The sequence below is a fragment of the Acetivibrio mesophilus genome (genome assembly GCF_004102745.1).
In the GTDB taxonomy this organism is placed as follows: domain Bacteria; phylum Bacillota; class Clostridia; order Acetivibrionales; family Acetivibrionaceae; genus Hungateiclostridium; species Hungateiclostridium mesophilum.
In genome coordinates this window covers 23359-39123 of sequence record NZ_RLII01000029.1, presented here as the reverse complement: position 1 = coordinate 39123, position 15765 = coordinate 23359, and the positions used below count along the sequence as shown (strand labels likewise).

At 38.6% G+C, this 15765-nt stretch carries 15 protein-coding genes and 1 other annotated feature; of the genes, 3 read left to right on the top strand and 12 right to left on the bottom strand.

Features of this window, described 5'->3' with window-relative positions; genetic code table 11:
• The 5 genes from EFD62_RS15030 to EFD62_RS15010 form a co-directional block, all read right to left on the bottom strand.
• On the bottom strand, positions 1-411 hold a 411-nt coding region (locus EFD62_RS15030), incomplete at its 3' end, for an IS66 family transposase (protein WP_194087097.1).
• Between the two features lie 63 nt (positions 412-474).
• Positions 475-828, bottom strand: coding sequence for an IS66 family insertion sequence element accessory protein TnpB (gene tnpB / locus EFD62_RS15025; RefSeq protein WP_155522906.1), 354 nt, complete (start codon positions 826-828; stop codon positions 475-477).
• Entirely contained in the window at positions 825-1178 is a 354-nt protein-coding gene (tnpA, locus tag EFD62_RS15020; protein WP_128706401.1) for an IS66 family insertion sequence element accessory protein TnpA, read from the bottom strand. Before tnpA ends, tnpB begins: the two co-directional genes overlap by 4 nt.
• Positions 1179-1414: 236 nt before the next feature.
• Positions 1415-1975 carry a hypothetical protein gene (locus EFD62_RS15015; protein ID WP_128706400.1) on the bottom strand — a complete coding sequence of 187 codons (561 nt, stop codon included), beginning with the start codon at positions 1973-1975 and terminating at the stop codon, positions 1415-1417.
• A gap of 15 nt (positions 1976-1990) precedes the next feature.
• Positions 1991-2683, bottom strand: a complete 693-nt coding sequence (locus tag EFD62_RS15010; protein WP_069194230.1) for a fibronectin type III domain-containing protein — start codon at positions 2681-2683, stop codon at positions 1991-1993.
• A 429-nt stretch (positions 2684-3112) separates the two neighbouring features.
• Here EFD62_RS15010 and EFD62_RS15005 point away from each other — a divergent pair, with 429 nt between their 5' ends.
• Positions 3113-4009, top strand: coding sequence for a DUF2156 domain-containing protein (locus EFD62_RS15005; protein WP_128706399.1), 897 nt, complete (start codon positions 3113-3115; stop codon positions 4007-4009).
• A gap of 44 nt (positions 4010-4053) precedes the next feature.
• Here EFD62_RS15005 and EFD62_RS15000 read toward each other — a convergent pair whose 3' ends face one another.
• From EFD62_RS15000 to EFD62_RS14990, 3 genes are read right to left on the bottom strand one after another with little or no spacing between them, the layout of a single operon-like run.
• A complete protein-coding gene (locus EFD62_RS15000) occupies positions 4054-4728 on the bottom strand; it encodes a DUF4956 domain-containing protein (protein ID WP_069194232.1) in 675 nt (224 codons plus the stop codon).
• Positions 4659-5474: a polyphosphate polymerase domain-containing protein gene (locus EFD62_RS14995; protein ID WP_128706398.1), complete on the bottom strand. Its 816-nt coding sequence runs from the start codon at positions 5472-5474 to the stop codon at positions 4659-4661. Before EFD62_RS14995 ends, EFD62_RS15000 begins: the two co-directional genes overlap by 70 nt.
• Before the next feature lie 31 nt (positions 5475-5505).
• Positions 5506-8667, bottom strand: coding sequence for a CotH kinase family protein (locus EFD62_RS14990; protein ID WP_128706397.1), 3162 nt, complete (start codon positions 8665-8667; stop codon positions 5506-5508).
• A 348-nt stretch (positions 8668-9015) separates the two neighbouring features.
• Here EFD62_RS14990 and EFD62_RS14985 point away from each other — a divergent pair, with 348 nt between their 5' ends.
• A complete protein-coding gene (locus EFD62_RS14985) occupies positions 9016-9705 on the top strand; it encodes a response regulator transcription factor (protein WP_069194235.1) in 690 nt (229 codons plus the stop codon).
• Positions 9706-9731: 26 nt separating this feature from the next.
• Here the strand turns inward: EFD62_RS14985 and EFD62_RS14980 are convergent, their stop codons facing one another.
• The gene (locus tag EFD62_RS14980; protein WP_069194236.1) at positions 9732-10871 is read right to left on the bottom strand and encodes an aldo/keto reductase; all 1140 of its coding nucleotides are present in this window, start codon (positions 10869-10871) and stop codon (positions 9732-9734) included.
• A gap of 149 nt (positions 10872-11020) precedes the next feature.
• The gene (locus EFD62_RS14975; protein ID WP_069194237.1) at positions 11021-11251 is read right to left on the bottom strand and encodes a glutaredoxin family protein; all 231 of its coding nucleotides are present in this window, start codon (positions 11249-11251) and stop codon (positions 11021-11023) included.
• Between the two features lie 248 nt (positions 11252-11499).
• On the opposite strand from EFD62_RS14975, the gene EFD62_RS14970 reads away from it, so the two are divergent.
• On the top strand, positions 11500-12075 hold the full coding sequence (locus EFD62_RS14970) for a hypothetical protein (protein ID WP_170176860.1): 576 nt from the start codon (positions 11500-11502) through the stop codon (positions 12073-12075).
• A gap of 80 nt (positions 12076-12155) precedes the next feature.
• On the opposite strand, the gene EFD62_RS14965 is transcribed toward EFD62_RS14970, so the two are convergent.
• Positions 12156-14687 (bottom strand): AMP-binding protein, encoded by a 2532-nt coding sequence (locus EFD62_RS14965; protein ID WP_128706395.1) that lies wholly within the window; start codon positions 14685-14687, stop codon positions 12156-12158.
• Between the two features lie 125 nt (positions 14688-14812).
• Positions 14813-15111 (bottom strand) — a binding site (T-box leader).
• An 80-nt stretch (positions 15112-15191) separates the two neighbouring features.
• Entirely contained in the window at positions 15192-15755 is a 564-nt protein-coding gene (locus tag EFD62_RS14960; protein WP_069194240.1) for a GNAT family N-acetyltransferase, read from the bottom strand.
• Positions 15756-15765 lie beyond the last annotated feature (10 nt).

Below are 15765 nucleotides of genomic sequence, written 5' to 3'. Positions count from 1 at the left end.
TTTCGCCGGAATAACCTTCAACTCATCACGGGTTTCTTTTCCCATTGTATGCAACTCGCCACCGCAATCCGGGCAAATACTATCCTTTTCGGGTAACTTGTGCTCAATTACCTCCATCGGTAAATCTGCAGGAAGCTTATCTGTTGTCAGACGAGTCCTCTTACGGTAATGAGTTTTTACTTCTATCCTTTGTGGCTCGGAAACTGCTAAATTGTGAGTCTCTTCATCTTCGTTAAAAAGATTGAGTTGCTCAATCTTTGTTTGCTCGCTGGATACACCGAATTGTTTACGCTTTGAAAGGCGTATTTGTTCCATGAACCATTGGACTTGTTGTTCCAATTCAGCAATCCTTCGCTCTTTTTCTTCAATTATATCAAGTAATTTTTCTACTGAAATTTCTTGTTTCTTCATAGGATAATACTACCATAAAAAATACATTGAATCCAGTTTTTTCATACTTTTTAAAGAATTTTTTTATAAAATTTGACGCTCTAAAACTTCCTTTCGGCTAAGCTTTTTTTCTAATCTGGCACTGTCAATAAGGCAAGCTAATTCGTTTACATCAAGAATCATTGTAGCGGAATCTTCTTCTGTTGGCCAACGAAACCGCCCTCGTTCCAATCGCTTAAAGTACAGCCAAAACCCGTCTCCATCCCATTCAAGGATTTTAATCCTGTTTCTATTTCTGTTACAGAACACAAATAGTGCATCCGCAAACGGGTCAAGGGAAAAGCTCTCTTGCACAAGTGTTATCAGGCCGTTGATTGATTTTCTCATATCCGATAATCTTCCGCAAAGATACACAGTTTTTTCGTTCCATCTTATCATAGCGACATCAACACCTGGCAAACTTTTTTCAACAATTCTAAGTCTGTTTCCGTGTTTACAGCGACATTGCAGCCATTAATTTTAATTTCCAATGTGGCTTTTGCGGAGTGTGCCGGTTTCGGTGCAAGCTGCATCCATCCGTTTGGTACTTCGGTTTTAGATTCTTTTTCTCCTCCAAGTACTGTACACTTTGCGTTACTGACTTTCTTCTGCCAATAATAGTATGTGGCTTTGCTTATTCCATTTATTAGGCAAAATTCTTTGATACTTTGCCCACTTTCAAGCCGGGTTTGTATTAATTCCGCCCACTTAGATAATTGTTGTTCAGATGTTAATTTTTGAATGTCCATACAATCACCCCGTTTAATTATTTCTACAGTGATTGTATCAACTACGTAACTATTCTACTATGTAACGATCTATTTGACGCTTACAATTATTTCTACAGTGATTGTATCAACTGCGCAACTATTCTACTATGTGACGATCTATTTGACGGTTACCAAGAAACTCCTGACAACCATGTTTTAAGGTAATCAGGAGTTTGCAGAAGGTTTTCGAATTAATCAAAAACAATATTATTCTGCTATATATGTTCTTTTTTATACTCAGCATTTTCAATATAAGATATTCTAGTTAATTCATAATATATTCCATACCAATGAGCTATTAGTGTATTATCATCTTTAATATAAAACTCACTTCCAAGAAAAATTAATTGGTTGTACCATGTTGAAATTGGCCTGTCTGAAGGGTTAAAAGTATATTTTGACAGAGGTTTGTTTATTCCTAATATATTAAACTTTGATACGTAATCATTGTTAAAACCGATAGTTGTATTACCGATAATATCTAAACAATTAAGGTAAACTTTATGAGACCCTCCCGGCAGAAAACTACCCGAGGAATTTACTTGAAAAACGTGTCCAACCACTTGAATAAGACCATTATTTAAGTAATTTTGATTATGCTCTATAGACGTATTAAAGTAAAACTCACCATTTACATAAACATAGTCATTCGGGTCATTCATTATAAGAGTTGAATTTCCACTAATCGTATAATTAGTCATTGCAATAAGCTTACCGTTATTTATATCTATTTCCGCGTTATTATTCTGTAATATTGCATTATATGCTTTTAACATTTTTCCGTTTAAATTTTAAGTTCCACCGGAAATCGTTAAACTGTCTCCATAAACATAATTATGTTGAAGGATTTTATTTTGGGAAATTGTTGTATCACCCAAAACTATCGTCAATGTTTTACTGTTTTCGGATTCAATTGTTCCTTTGTATGCTTTTACAGTATAGTTATACTCCCCTATTTGTGAAATATCAAACTCAAATTTTTCTATTGTACTTGTTCCTATCTGTTGACCATCCTGAAATATCTTATATCCTTCGGCTCCTTCCGACGGCATCCATGTAAGAATAACATGTTTCCCACTTACCGATGCATTTATTACTTCAGCATCAAGGTCATAGGGTGCATTTATAAGCTCACTCGATTGCATTGTAATATTTTGTGCAGCACCGTCTTTTGTTGATAAAGAGGACTTACCTGCTAATTCCTTTACACTATCCTTTGTAAGCTTTTCCTTAAGTTGTTCTTCTTCCTTTATTTTTTCGTAAATAAGCTCTTCTTGTGCTTTAATATCACTTTCCACTTCCCGCTTAAACTCTTCGTAAATTCTCTGAAGCTCTTCCTCACTTATTTCCTCAGAATCAATTTGACCTCCAATATCAATGGCGGGCTTGAATTTGCCATCATCTGCTGATACTGCAAAAGCTGAAAAAGATATTGCCTGAAATACTAAAATAATTGCTACTACTGCTGAAATAACTCTTCTCACACTACATCTATATCCATTTAATCTTTCGTTTTACACGGCATAGCTATTGCTTTTGTTATGTAAACTTGTATTAAATTTACATTATGTATATTATACATATAATTGGCATTATTGTAAACATTTTTTCGGAGAATTATAGGATATTTCCATTCTTTATGGAGATGCAATTAATTGCTGCATTCACTACAAAATAAATCTTACCAACTTATTCACGCATATGGTTTATAGTCAAATCTTGATTAAATCAAGCAATAATTATGGATAATAATCATAAAGCAACTACATCATTAATTTTACTTATTTAATGCAATTTTTATATAGTAGCGAAAAAATTACGAATTATATATAATAACAGTTATTAAGATATTTTGATTATGGTAAGTAACAAAGAAATACTTGATAAAGAATAATTAAAGTAGGATGAGACATATGCTAAATTTCAAGGCTTTAGAGTTACACGACAGAGAGCTTTTTTATGAATATTTAAAAAATTATGACTTTATGACTTATGAATATTCATTTTTAACACTTTATATATGGATAAAAATGTATAATACGGAGTTTGCGATAGTTGATGACGCAATAGTCGTTAAAAAGCACACAGGTGCCAACGGCACGTATTTTATGCAGCCTATTGGTGCCGACAAAAACAAAATAGCCGGTATTACTTCAAAACTTAATACCATAAGGAAAGGAAATCCGGATTTCAAATATCTGTACGGTGACGTTGAAACAGCTTTTTTAAATCAGCTTAATGAAAACTTCGGGGAACTCGTAACTTCTCATGAAGATACAAATAACTTTGATTATATTTTCAGCTGTAAGGATTTGATTGCGCTGTCCGGCAGTAAATATCACAGAAAAAAGAATCAGTACAATCAATTTATAAAAAAATATGATTACAGAATTGAAATAATCCAAAGTCATGAAGTTATAAGGGATTGCATTGATTTGTCCCTCAAATGGTATGATTATAAGGCCTTAGACAGTGAGCAGCTCAAAAATGAGCAAAAAGCCATAATCGACATTCTCAATAATATCGAGCTGTTTAATATAAAAGGTATTGCCGTTTATGCAGACAACGAAATAGCAGGATTTGCAATAGGTGAAAAATTGAACGACAAGATGGCAACTATTCACTTTGAAAAAGGAAACTATAGCTTTTCCGGTATTTATCCATTTTTAAACAAGTCTTTGATAGAGACTTGCTTTAGTGAGGTTGAATTTATAAATCTTCAGGAGGACTTGGGCATAGATGGGCTGCGCAGAGCTAAATTGGCTTATCAACCCATAAAGCTTGAGAAAAAATACCTTGTGAATATATAGAGAAAGGACAAGTCAGGAGGAACCATCCCCCTGACTTGCTTCAACTATACATCAACATTCATCCCCAGCATAATACTTAAATTGCCATTACGGCAGCGAAGCGCATCAATGAATTCTTTTTCGTCGGTATCATAGTAAAGAGATACAATATATACAAGTTCATAAAGAGACCCCAAATCCGTTGTTTTAACTCTTTGCAGCTCGTAGCTCAATGTGTATTTGTTAAAAACCTCTTCAAACTCTTTTTTATAATCAAGATCCTCCGGAATTACAACTTTCAGCAGCTTATATGAGGATTTTTTAGCACCAAAATTTACTTTACCAAGGATAACCAAGAAAATACAGAGTACTATGGTAAAAAGTATGGCATATCCAAAAAATCCGACACCGCAGGCCAAACCTGCTGCCATTGTGAAAAACACATATGCAATGTCTTTAGGATCTCCAGCTTCACTTCTGAAGCGAATGATCGAGAAAGCTCCCGCAAGACTAAAAGCTCTTGCAACATTACTTCCTACCAACAAAATAATTATGGCAATAATACTTGGTATCATAACCAGCGTCAAAGCAAAATTCTGAGAATATCGACCTTTTGAATGGGTGTTTATGTACACCAAGCTTATAATTATGCCCAAAGCAAACGAAACAATTATTGTGAGTATCGTACTTCCAAAGGATAGTGTTGTGCCGGTTGTGGCATTGAGTATTCCGTCAAGCACCTGTAGTCATCCTCCTTTATAATATTGCTTAGAACCATCTTCTTGTACTCAGTTCCATATTTTGAGAAGCTAGTCTTAAATAACTTATTCTGGCTAAGCATCCTTGAAAGCCAGACAGGTATGCTCTTCTCCGCTTTGACCTCCATAAGCCAGATATCATCGTCCAGTAATCGTTCCCCATGGTCTCCCAGCTCAAGTCTCAAATCCGTTCTTCGGGATCTTATATTGGTGTCAAAGGTTATTCTCAGGTCTCTGTTGTTTATCCCAAAATATGCTACTCTGTCATATGCCAGATAAAGCTTTGGCTCAAGATCATAAACCTTTAAAAGGTATTCGATTTCATTCAAAACCTGTTTATTCATATAACTCTTATATTCAGGCTTAATGCCCGTTGCCGCAAATTCATAAGCCTCTTTCAATATTAGCTTGGTTCTTCTCTTGTTTACAAGCCCGTTTACCTTCTTCTTTATTTCCAAATATACCTTAGCATCCAAGGAAGGTACTCCATAGGCACGAAGTCTCAATTTTTCCTTATATTTAGGTTTTGAAATGGAATGCCTTATTAGTTGGTTGTCTTGAGTATCGTAGTAGATATTGCATATTGTATAGTAGGTATTATTTACTTTATTGTATTCATCAAGCTCCATATATTCACTGAGTATGTGTTGAACTCTCTCATATGTTTTGCTGTCCATCAGGAACTTTTTCTCATATCTGTTAAATACCTCTATCGCCAATTTCCTTATTCCCCCCTAATCATGTTACTTGCTGTTATTATTACTTCTGTGCTGGAAACTTGTCAATAACCTTTAACAAATATCTTTTCAGATATGTATAGTCAGTGGAAGTAATCTTTCCATTGGCATCAACATCTCCTGCGTCCACATTTATCTGTTCGGGTCCTAAAATATAAAGCAGGAACCTTTTGCATACTGTTAAATCTGTGGAATTAATCGTTCCATCTCCATTAAAATCACCATATAAAATCTCCGGCGGAGGTGTTGGCGACGGAATTTCCTGTTCCGGTCTGAATACTGCTGTAATGTTCATATTTTCCGAAAGAGTAAATGTCACAGTATCCAATGACTGTTGAACTCCGGTTATTCCCTCCCAATGATCAAACACATAACCATCTTTCGGTATAGCTTTTAGTGTTACAGGTACTCCCTTGAAGTATAAGCCGGTCCATTCATCGGGGTTTGCAACTGCTGGAGTATCCGACACAATATCAATGGAATTAATCTTTATATGTCCCATGGTTGTATTGGTGTTTAAGCTCACAGAAGCAGTTCCCGTTACACCATTCTTTCCGAACTTGCTCAATATGTGCTGTCTTACATATCCAGGACGATTATTGGCATAGTTTCTAATCTGATTCAGTTCTTGACTCCATGTTGTTTCCCAAAAACTAGTGGTAGTTAATTTAATAAACGGCCAACGGTCTGTATGTTCCTTAATTTCCGGTTCAAGAGTTGAAACCACATCATTAATAATCGAAGTCACTCTTGATGGCACAAAGGAAGTATTCAATTGGTCTGCAAAACGGCTTATAAATTCATTTCTAAACTCTTCATTCTGAAGAAGAGTCTTAAATAGAAATACCGCCCACTCCTCATTGGCATAATCTTCGTATTTGTCACCGGCAGCAAAAGCAAGAGTGTTGTGGGACACACTTGCCCCGTACAAACCAAAGCCAAAATCGGTATCTTTCAGCATCCATCTCCATCTTCCGTCCTGACCGTAAGGTGCTTCAGGATGATATTGGCCATCCTCAGTCTTATACCTCCATATGCACATATTGTTTCCCGGCCAGTCTGTATTTCCGAAGAATATTTCCGAAACATAATAATCGATATAGTTTTCTATGTCAATTTTCGTTTTAATATAATCATAGGTGCTTTGTTCTGTTATGGAATGAGTTTTTAAATAATTTATGATATCGTCCGTATATGCCAAAACATCCGTGGAATCACCTTCCTGAACCTCTGGAGTCTCAAAGACATCAAGTATTGCAACCTTGTCATCATCAAGGTCGTAGTGTTCTTTAAGGTATTTATCGTCAAGACGTTCACGAATATGATATATTCCCCAATACTCTCCATTTAAGAATACTACACACGGCCTGTAAGACTGGGTGTCTATTTTCAGATGGGAAACAAGACTATGCATCATCTCATCCCTGAAAAGGGCACCTGTCCAGTCATTGCCTGCATTTCTCAAAATCAAGCGTTCAAAGCTTTTAATTTTTTTGCCTGTTCCCGTTCCTCTCAAGCCTGGGAAAATCTCATATTTAAATTCACCAATATCATTATAGTGATCACCATACAAACGGAAAGACTTCTGAGGGTACTTTCTTGTCCATCCTCCATGTATTCTGAGTCCGGCATTCTGGGAAAATCCAAGCTTTCCGTTGGTTTCAAAGAACTCGACATGCACCGGTCGCTCCCATTCCGAACCGCTTTCTTCATAATTTTCATTTACATAAAGGCCAGTAGACTCGTCAAACAAGTTCTCATATTCGGTTACAAGAGAAATCACAGGCAGAGTATATCTTGTATTAATTTCCGGATCTACAAAATATGAGTGAGTGACTACTTTACTCTTTGCTCCATCATCTCTTGCAGCGATTGCCTTAATGGTAGTACACTTGAATACTTCTCCTTTTGGTGCCTTCCATTTGTTCCACTGATCGTTGGATATATCCCAAATCATAGAAAGGACATTTGGTTCTCCTGCCCTGCTCTTTACATTAATACCGGAAGTGTATTCAGCAGTTCCTTCTTCACCCGGGACAGGATCAGAACCATCCGTGGTATAGTAAATCTTAACTCCGGACTCCTTTGCAGTAAGCTCGAGGTTAAATGCATCGGTATAAAATCCTCCCTGATGGGAAAAAGCAGGCTCTAAAACAGGTATAAGACTTGGATCAAAAACATTTGCCGCTCCGGGCGTAGGTTTTAATAACGACAGTTCGGATGAACCGTCAGTTTTTCTTCCATAGGATTCATCATCCAAAAGATTTATAGTTACCAAGATATCAATAACATTGCCGTCAGGATCCTTTAGGGTCAAGGCTTCTCCGGATGAGCTTATCTTAAAATTAGTGTGCAGTTGTCCGTCAGCTGCAACCATATTCTTATCAGATGCCCAAACCAGCAAATATCCTCCTGCCGGCACAACTCCCTGCGGAAATATCCATTCTGCCGAAGAGTCCGCCAGAATGTATCCTGTCAGATCCACATCCCTAGAACCGGAATTATATATCTCAATCCAGTCTGAGTATGCTCCACCCTTACTTCCATGTTTAGGGTCATCTACATCTCCATCTCTTATTGTAGATGTATTGGAAGCCATAACCTCGTTGATAAAGAGAGTAGTCTCTGTAGGAGCATCATAAACATTTGCAGCTCCAGGTGTTGCTTTTGAAAAAACGACGAACTCAGAGGCGCCATCGCTTATTCTTCCATAGCTCTGGTCATCCCCAAGACTAATAACTGCAACAGAATCAACAATAGTTCCATCGGGCTTTCTTAATGTCACAGTCTCACCGGACGCACTCAATTTGAAATTTGTGTGCAATTGACCGTTTTGGTCCACCATATCCTTGTCGGATGCCCAAACCAACAAGTATCCTCCTGCCGGTACGATCCCTTGTGGGAATATCCATTCTGCCGAAGAGTCTGCCAGAATATATCCTGTCAGATCCACATCCCTAGAACCGGAATTATAAATCTCAATCCAGTCTGAGTATGCTCCGCCCTTACTTCCATGTTTAGGGTCAGTAACATCCCCATCACGTATTGTGGACTCATTTGACGACATGACCTCATTAATAAAAAGAGCCTCGGTCGCCTGGGCAAATGCTCCAAAATAACATACGGGTATCATTATTGCCATAAGCATAGCAAAAATGACGGTACTTGACACAACTTTTTTCATCTACTTCTCCCCTTTGCAAAATTTTGTATTATATATATTTGTAAAACAATAATACTCTCTACTCTGATCAGGATAATCGATAAACATAGCTAGGACGGATACTTTCTAATAACTTTGTTAGAAATAGAACTTCGTATGAATATATATTCGTATAAACAAAATATATTTGAGTCTAAAATTTAGTACAGAATATAATTTCTCTATTATCATTCTATATTGCAAAGCTTAAAACAACCTTAAAAAGCATAATATCAATTGCTTTTAATCATATTATGTCAACAAACTGATTTATACTGTGTCCTTCTGAGGCTAATCCATGTTAAAATAGAAGGGGAAGGAGGCATAATTGTGAAAATACTGGTAATTGAAGATAATGTCCGACTTACTGAAAGCATGGCTAATATCCTTAGGAAAAATAACTATATAGTTACATGTGTTTACAATGGAGAAGACGGGTTAGCTTTTGCACTTACAGGTATTTATGACATCATTGTACTGGATACAAAGCTCCCTACGATGGATGGTATCACTTTGCTTAAAACCCTCAGAAAAAGAAATCTGTCAACTCTAGTGTTACTAATATCCGAAGAAAATACTCCTTCCGACATTGTAACCGGTCTGGACAGCGGTGCTGATGACTACTTAGCCAAACCTTTTCCAACGGAAGTACTTATGGCAAGAATCCGCGCTCTTGGTAGGCGCAAAGGTGGAATTGTCATGAACAACATATTATCTTTTGGCGATATAGAGCTAAACACTTCCAATCTTATTCTATCTACACAGACAGCTAAAATAAACCTGACGCGCCGCGAATGTGAACTTATTGAATTTCTGATCCTCAGAAAAGGGATGATTTCCCCCAAAGAAACGATCATCGAAAAGCTGTGGGGGTTTGACTCCAAAGCAAGTGCCAACCACGTTGAAGTCTACATATCTTTTTTAAGGAAGAAGCTTAGTAATATCAATTCCAAGGTAACAATAGATACCATTCGCGGCGCAGGGTATGAACTTAAGTATACGGAAGACACCGTCTCCTAAGGGTGTTGCGCATATTTTATCCCCCATTATGTATTTTTACTAACTGACAAGACCCTTGCAGTCTCCTTCAATTGCTTTCTTATCTCAAGCTTCTGAGGGCATTTTGCTTCACATACCCCACACTCAATACACTCGTGGGCCGGTTTGCCCTTATACCATTGAACCTTCCCAATTTGACTGTATTGGCCTTTTGCATAGTCGGTAATCTTATATACCCTGTGATAATTCATCAACTGAAAATTTAGAGGAATATTAACACCGGCAGGGCAGGGCATGCAATAATTGCAGCCGGTGCAATATAGTTCTTCCATCCGCTTATTTTCCGCCATTGATGCATTCACCATGTCGAGTTCTTCCTTTGTAAGAGGAGTATCATTCGATGCAATACGAGCATTATCCTCAACCATTTCAATTGAACTCATTCCCGACAGTGCACAGTCAACATTCGGATTGGCAAGTACAAATCTCAAGGCTATTTCCGCACAGCTTACTGTCTTTTGAGGAAGCAGCTTTTTAATTGTGTCCGAGGGTTCACCAAGCTTTCCCCCTCCCACAGGTCCCATGATTATTACTCCCAGTCCCTTGCTCTTTGCATACTCTATTGCCTTTTCATTGCTTCTGTCAAGAAGGTTGTACTGACATAACACCGTTTCAAAGCTGCCGGTATCCACAAGCTTAATTAAGTTTTCAGGTTTATCATGAAATGAAAAGGATATATGCCGGATAAGCCCCTCTTCTTTAGCCTTCTGCGCGGCCTCAAGAGGTCCATCCTTCACATTTATACTCTCTTCATAGTCTTGTAGGCTAATACCCCACATATGGTAAAAATCAATATAGTCCGTATCCAGCTTTTTCAATGAATTTTCCAGTCTTTTACGCCAATCGGAGCCCGATGCGTTCTCAATTGGATTTTTGGTGGATAAATAGACCCTGTCTCTCCAACCTTTTAAAGCCTTGCCTACAATAATCTCGCTTTCACCGTTGCAGTATCCGGGAGCGGTATCTATGTAATTTACTCCAAGCTCAAATGCTCTATGAATCATTGCAATGCTTTTTTCTACATCAAACTCCGTCTTCCCGTTAGTATTAATCTCCGGAAGTCTCATTGCTCCAAACCCCAGAGTAGATATTTTTACACCGGTTTTACCCAATTCACGATACTGCATTTATTTTCCTCCAATCTATACTCTTTAATATTAAGTCAGCTTTTTTATCTATACCTCATCCCTTACTAACAATTATATTATATACTTTTATTTTGCATTAAAATAGGCCTTCCCTGCCAGAAAGACCTAAAAGAAAATATTTCTTGCTTTTACTTTCCTATCAAACTGTCGATTTTAGCCTGATCAAATCCTACAACGATGTTTCCGTCAATCTCTACAACAGGTACACCACGCTGACCGGATTTTTGAATCATTTCCATTGCAGCGTTCCTGTCGGATGCAACGTTGACTTCCCTGTACTGAACATCATTTTGATTAAGATATTCCTTCACTCTTGTACACCATGGACATGTAGGTGTAGTATATACAATTACGTCCATATTATCGTCCTCCTAATTATTTACTAAGATTACTATTTAATATTCCACAATAATTCCTTTTAAAACACACACTTTTTTCAATTAAAGATTTAGTACTGCCGCACCCCTTTTTGAAATTATTTATTACTTCTAAAACTATAAATATTATAACACAATTTAGTAAATATTTTTCATTATTATGGGTATAATTATGGGTATAATACATAAGAAGCATGAAACAATTTTTACTAATAAGGGAGGTATTTCCATTGAAAGCAAAAGTCGTCTTATTAATGATTCCACTTTCAATTTTATTGCTTGTGGGATGTACACAACAGCAGGGTCCAACAACTCAGCAGCCCAAACCCACTCAAACATCCGAATCAAATGCAACACCACCGGATTCGGTTAGTACAGCCTCGATAGTAGGCGATGAAGCTTCTTTTGAAAAAGCTATCAGCAGCAACGGTACGTGGCTCATTGCATTGACAAAAGATTTAACTTTTGATAAAGAGCTTGTATTGGAAGGTGAATACAAAAACGGCAAGAAGGATGAAAACGGTCAAGATATTATACAGCGTAAGATTGGTTTGTATGAACAGGATGCAAGCCGCAATATCACTGCCAGATACACTTTAACAATTCCCAAATTGACCATCAATAGTCCTAATGCCAGCATTCAACATGGAACCTTTAAAGGTGACCTTTATGTCTCGTCAAGCAACTTCCAGCTGGTAGACACTAAGGTTGAAGGAAATGTATACTTTACAACCGAAGAAGCTCAATCTACATTTAAAGCAGACGCTGACAGTACTATAACAGGAAAGCAGGAACTGGTGAAATAATTCTTTAAAAAGCAATCGGTCAGGCTCCACACCAAAGACATGAATGGAACCTGACCGTGCTTTTATAACGTTAATAATGCTTAAGCTGTAACAATCGAATTAGCTTCTTGGAGAGCCAATTTTTCAACTGCTTGCTCACGCATTTTATACTTCAATATTTTTCCTGCCGCATTCATAGGGAATTCTGTAACAAAATCAATATAGCGCGGTGTCTTGTGCTTTGCCATATGGGAGCGAACGTAATCCTTAAGCTCTTCGCCAGTCATTGTCTCTCCATCCTTAAGGATAACACAAGCCATAATCTCTTCACCGTACTGTTTGTCAGGAACTCCTATAACCTGAACATCTCTTACTTTCGGATGAGTGTAGATAAAGTCCTCAATTTCCTTCGGATATATATTCTCTCCGCCACGAATTATCATGTCCTTAATACGACCGGTTATTTTGTAGTTGCCGTTTTCGTCACGCCTTGCCATATCTCCGGTATGTAGCCATCCATTTTCATCAATGGCCGCTGCCGTTGCTTCAGGCATCTTGTAGTAGCCTTTCATAATATTATATCCGCGAGCAACAAACTCTCCATCGGTATTATCCGGCAAATCCTCACCGGTTTCAGGGTCTACAATCTTACATTCAATTCCCGGAAGCGCGCGTCCGACAGTATTCACACGTACCTCAATAGGATCATCAACACGGCTCTGAGTACAGCCCGGTGAAGCCTCGGTCTGACCAAATACGATGGTTATCTCATTCATATTCATTTTATTAACTACATCCTGCATAACCTTTATAGGACATGGACTTCCAGCCATAATTCCCGTTCTCATATGAGAGAAATCGGTGTTTTTGAAATCCTCGTGTTCCATCATTGCAATAAACATCGTCGGAACTCCGTTGCAGACAGTTATCTTTTCGCGGTTAATGCAATCCAAAGACACCTTCGGTGAAAAATACGGTATCGGACACATTGTCGAACCATGGGTCATTGAAGCTATCATTGAAAGCACCAATCCAAAGCAGTGGAACATTGGCACATGAATCAGCATGCGGTCAGCAGTGGAAAGATCCATGCAGTCTCCAATGCATTTTCCGTTGTTAATAACATTATAATGGGTAAGCATAACTCCCTTTGGAAAACCTGTAGTTCCCGATGTATACTGCATATTGCAGACATCATGTCTATTAACTGCCAGCGCACGGCGTTGAACCTCTTCAACAGGCACTTTTTCCGCCAAGGCCATTGCCTCATCCCAGTGGAGACACCCTTTCTGTTTTGAATCAATAGTAATAATATTGCGCAGGAAAGGCAGCCTCTTAATATGTAGAGGTTTACCGGCCTCTGCTGTTTCAAGCTCTGGACAAAGCTCCTTAATAATACCGACATAGTCCGAATCCTTATACCCGTCAACCATGACCAGTGTGTGGGTATCCGACTGGCGGAGCAGATATTCAGCCTCATAAATTTTGTAAGCAGTATTCACAGTAACAAGCACCGCACCAATCTTGACTGTTGCCCAGAATGTAATAAACCATTGGGGAACATTGGTAGCCCAGACAGCAACATGATCACCCGGCTTTACTCCCAATGCTATAAGGGATCTTGCAAAAGTATCAACATCATCCCGGAACTCCGCATAAGTTCGGGTATAATCCGTTGTGGTATATCGGAATGCGTACTGATCGGGGAATTCTTCAACAACGCGGTCCAATACCTGAGAGAATGTGAGATCAATCAACGTATCTTTCTCCCAAATATATTTTCCAGTCTTCTTCGCATTGTCAAACAGACGCCCTTTCACTACTCTTTTGTTTGTGTAACGGTTCATGTAGTTGGCAAAATTAGGGAAAACCACTCCGGCGTCATCAAGGTCTGCAGCCCAGCGCTTAACCCACTCAAGAGAAACATATCCCTCATAGTTGATTGACCTAAGTGCCATCATGATATCGTCAATCGGCAAATCGCCCTCACCCAACATACGGTATTGTGTTTTTCCGTTTTCAACAACAGAGTCCTTGATATGAACATATTTTATATATGCCCCAAGATTCTGCACCGTCTTTCCTGGAGTCTCACCGGCATATCTGTAAGGATGGTGCACATCCCACAGAGCTGCTACTGCATCACTGGCCACACTGCAAAGAAGCGCGCACAGGCGGGCAGTGTCGGAATATACTCCGTTGGTTTCCACGAGCAGTGTGACACCTTTTTCTTCTGCTATGGGAGCAAGTTTCTTTAGCGCCTCAATGACAACATTGTCATCCACTTCTCCTTGAGGCTCCGGCTCAAGATCGGCAAGAATACGGACAAAAGGAGTGCCCAACTTAGAGGCAAGTGTAATATATTGTACAACCTCTTCATGATTTTTGTCTGCATTCTCAGCAAACTTCAGACAGCATCCGGAAGAAAAGCATGGAATTTCAAGACTGAGCTCCGAGAGCTTCTTCGCAGTCTGAGGCAACTGTGATTCAGTAAAAGGCTGTGCTTTTACCGCAAAAATTTCATTTCCAAGTCCACGGATTTCGATACCGTCAAATCCAAAATCCTTAGCCATGGAATATATGTCTGTCCAACTGAAGTCAGGACAACCTAGTGTCGAAAACGCAATCTTCATAATATTCCTCCTATTATTACAATATTTCAAAATAAAAGCTCGGGACATCAAGTCCCTTCACTTTTGCCTCTTTCATTTCACTCCAAGAGGCTAAATTAAAAAAGCCTTCGCCTCATAACATACTTGTTAGAGACGAAAGCTATATCTTCCGTGGTACCACTCTTTTTGGTATTAAACTACCCACTCTCTAGCATCGAAAATAGAATCTGGTTTACTAATAAAAGCTCGAACCAAATCAATGCCATCTCGTTGTAACGGCGAGAAACCCGTTCACACCTACTAACCGAAAAATCAAGAGACTTTTACAGCTTTCAGCTGACTGCTCAAAGGCGAGCTCGCAATCTGCCCCGTGTACTGTTTTTCAGCACCCAACAGCTCTCTAAAACACGTCATAGCAGCGCTTTTCCCTTATCAACGCATTTACCCATTTTTATGCTATAATATCAAATTTAAATTCCAATGTCAAGAATAATTCTGTCGAAATTTATAAGATGTTTCCTATTATCATCGCAAATCATCTTTTACAATGGCATACTGCTTCAAGTCCCAAAATCTACCCTTTGCAAACATCCTTTGCCGCAATAGACCTTCATATAACATTCCCGCTTTCTGCATTACCCTTCCCGAAGCTTCGTTCTCAGGAATATGAACTGCTTCAACCCTGTTTAAACCCATTTCTTCAAAGGCAAAACCGATTATACGCTTCACTGCTTCTGTCATAATGCCTTTTCCCCAATATTTCTTCGACAGAGCATACCCTACTGTTCCACAAAAATTCACCGTATCAAGCTCCACAAAGCCAATGCTTCCAATTATTCTGCCGGTTTCCTTAAGCTCAATACCCCATTCGCCGATCTCTCCCTTATCATAACGTTCAAGATTCCAAGTGATGAATGCCCTGGCATCCTCAATGGACTTATGTGTCTCCCATGTCACATATCTGGATATCTCAGGATTCTTTGCGTACTCAAATATATCCCTGTCATCGGAAATCCTAAGCTTTCTTAGGAGAAGTCTTTCGGTCTCTAGTATCGGATTATGTATATGTTTATCCGCTGCCTGGCTCACAATAAAAGTC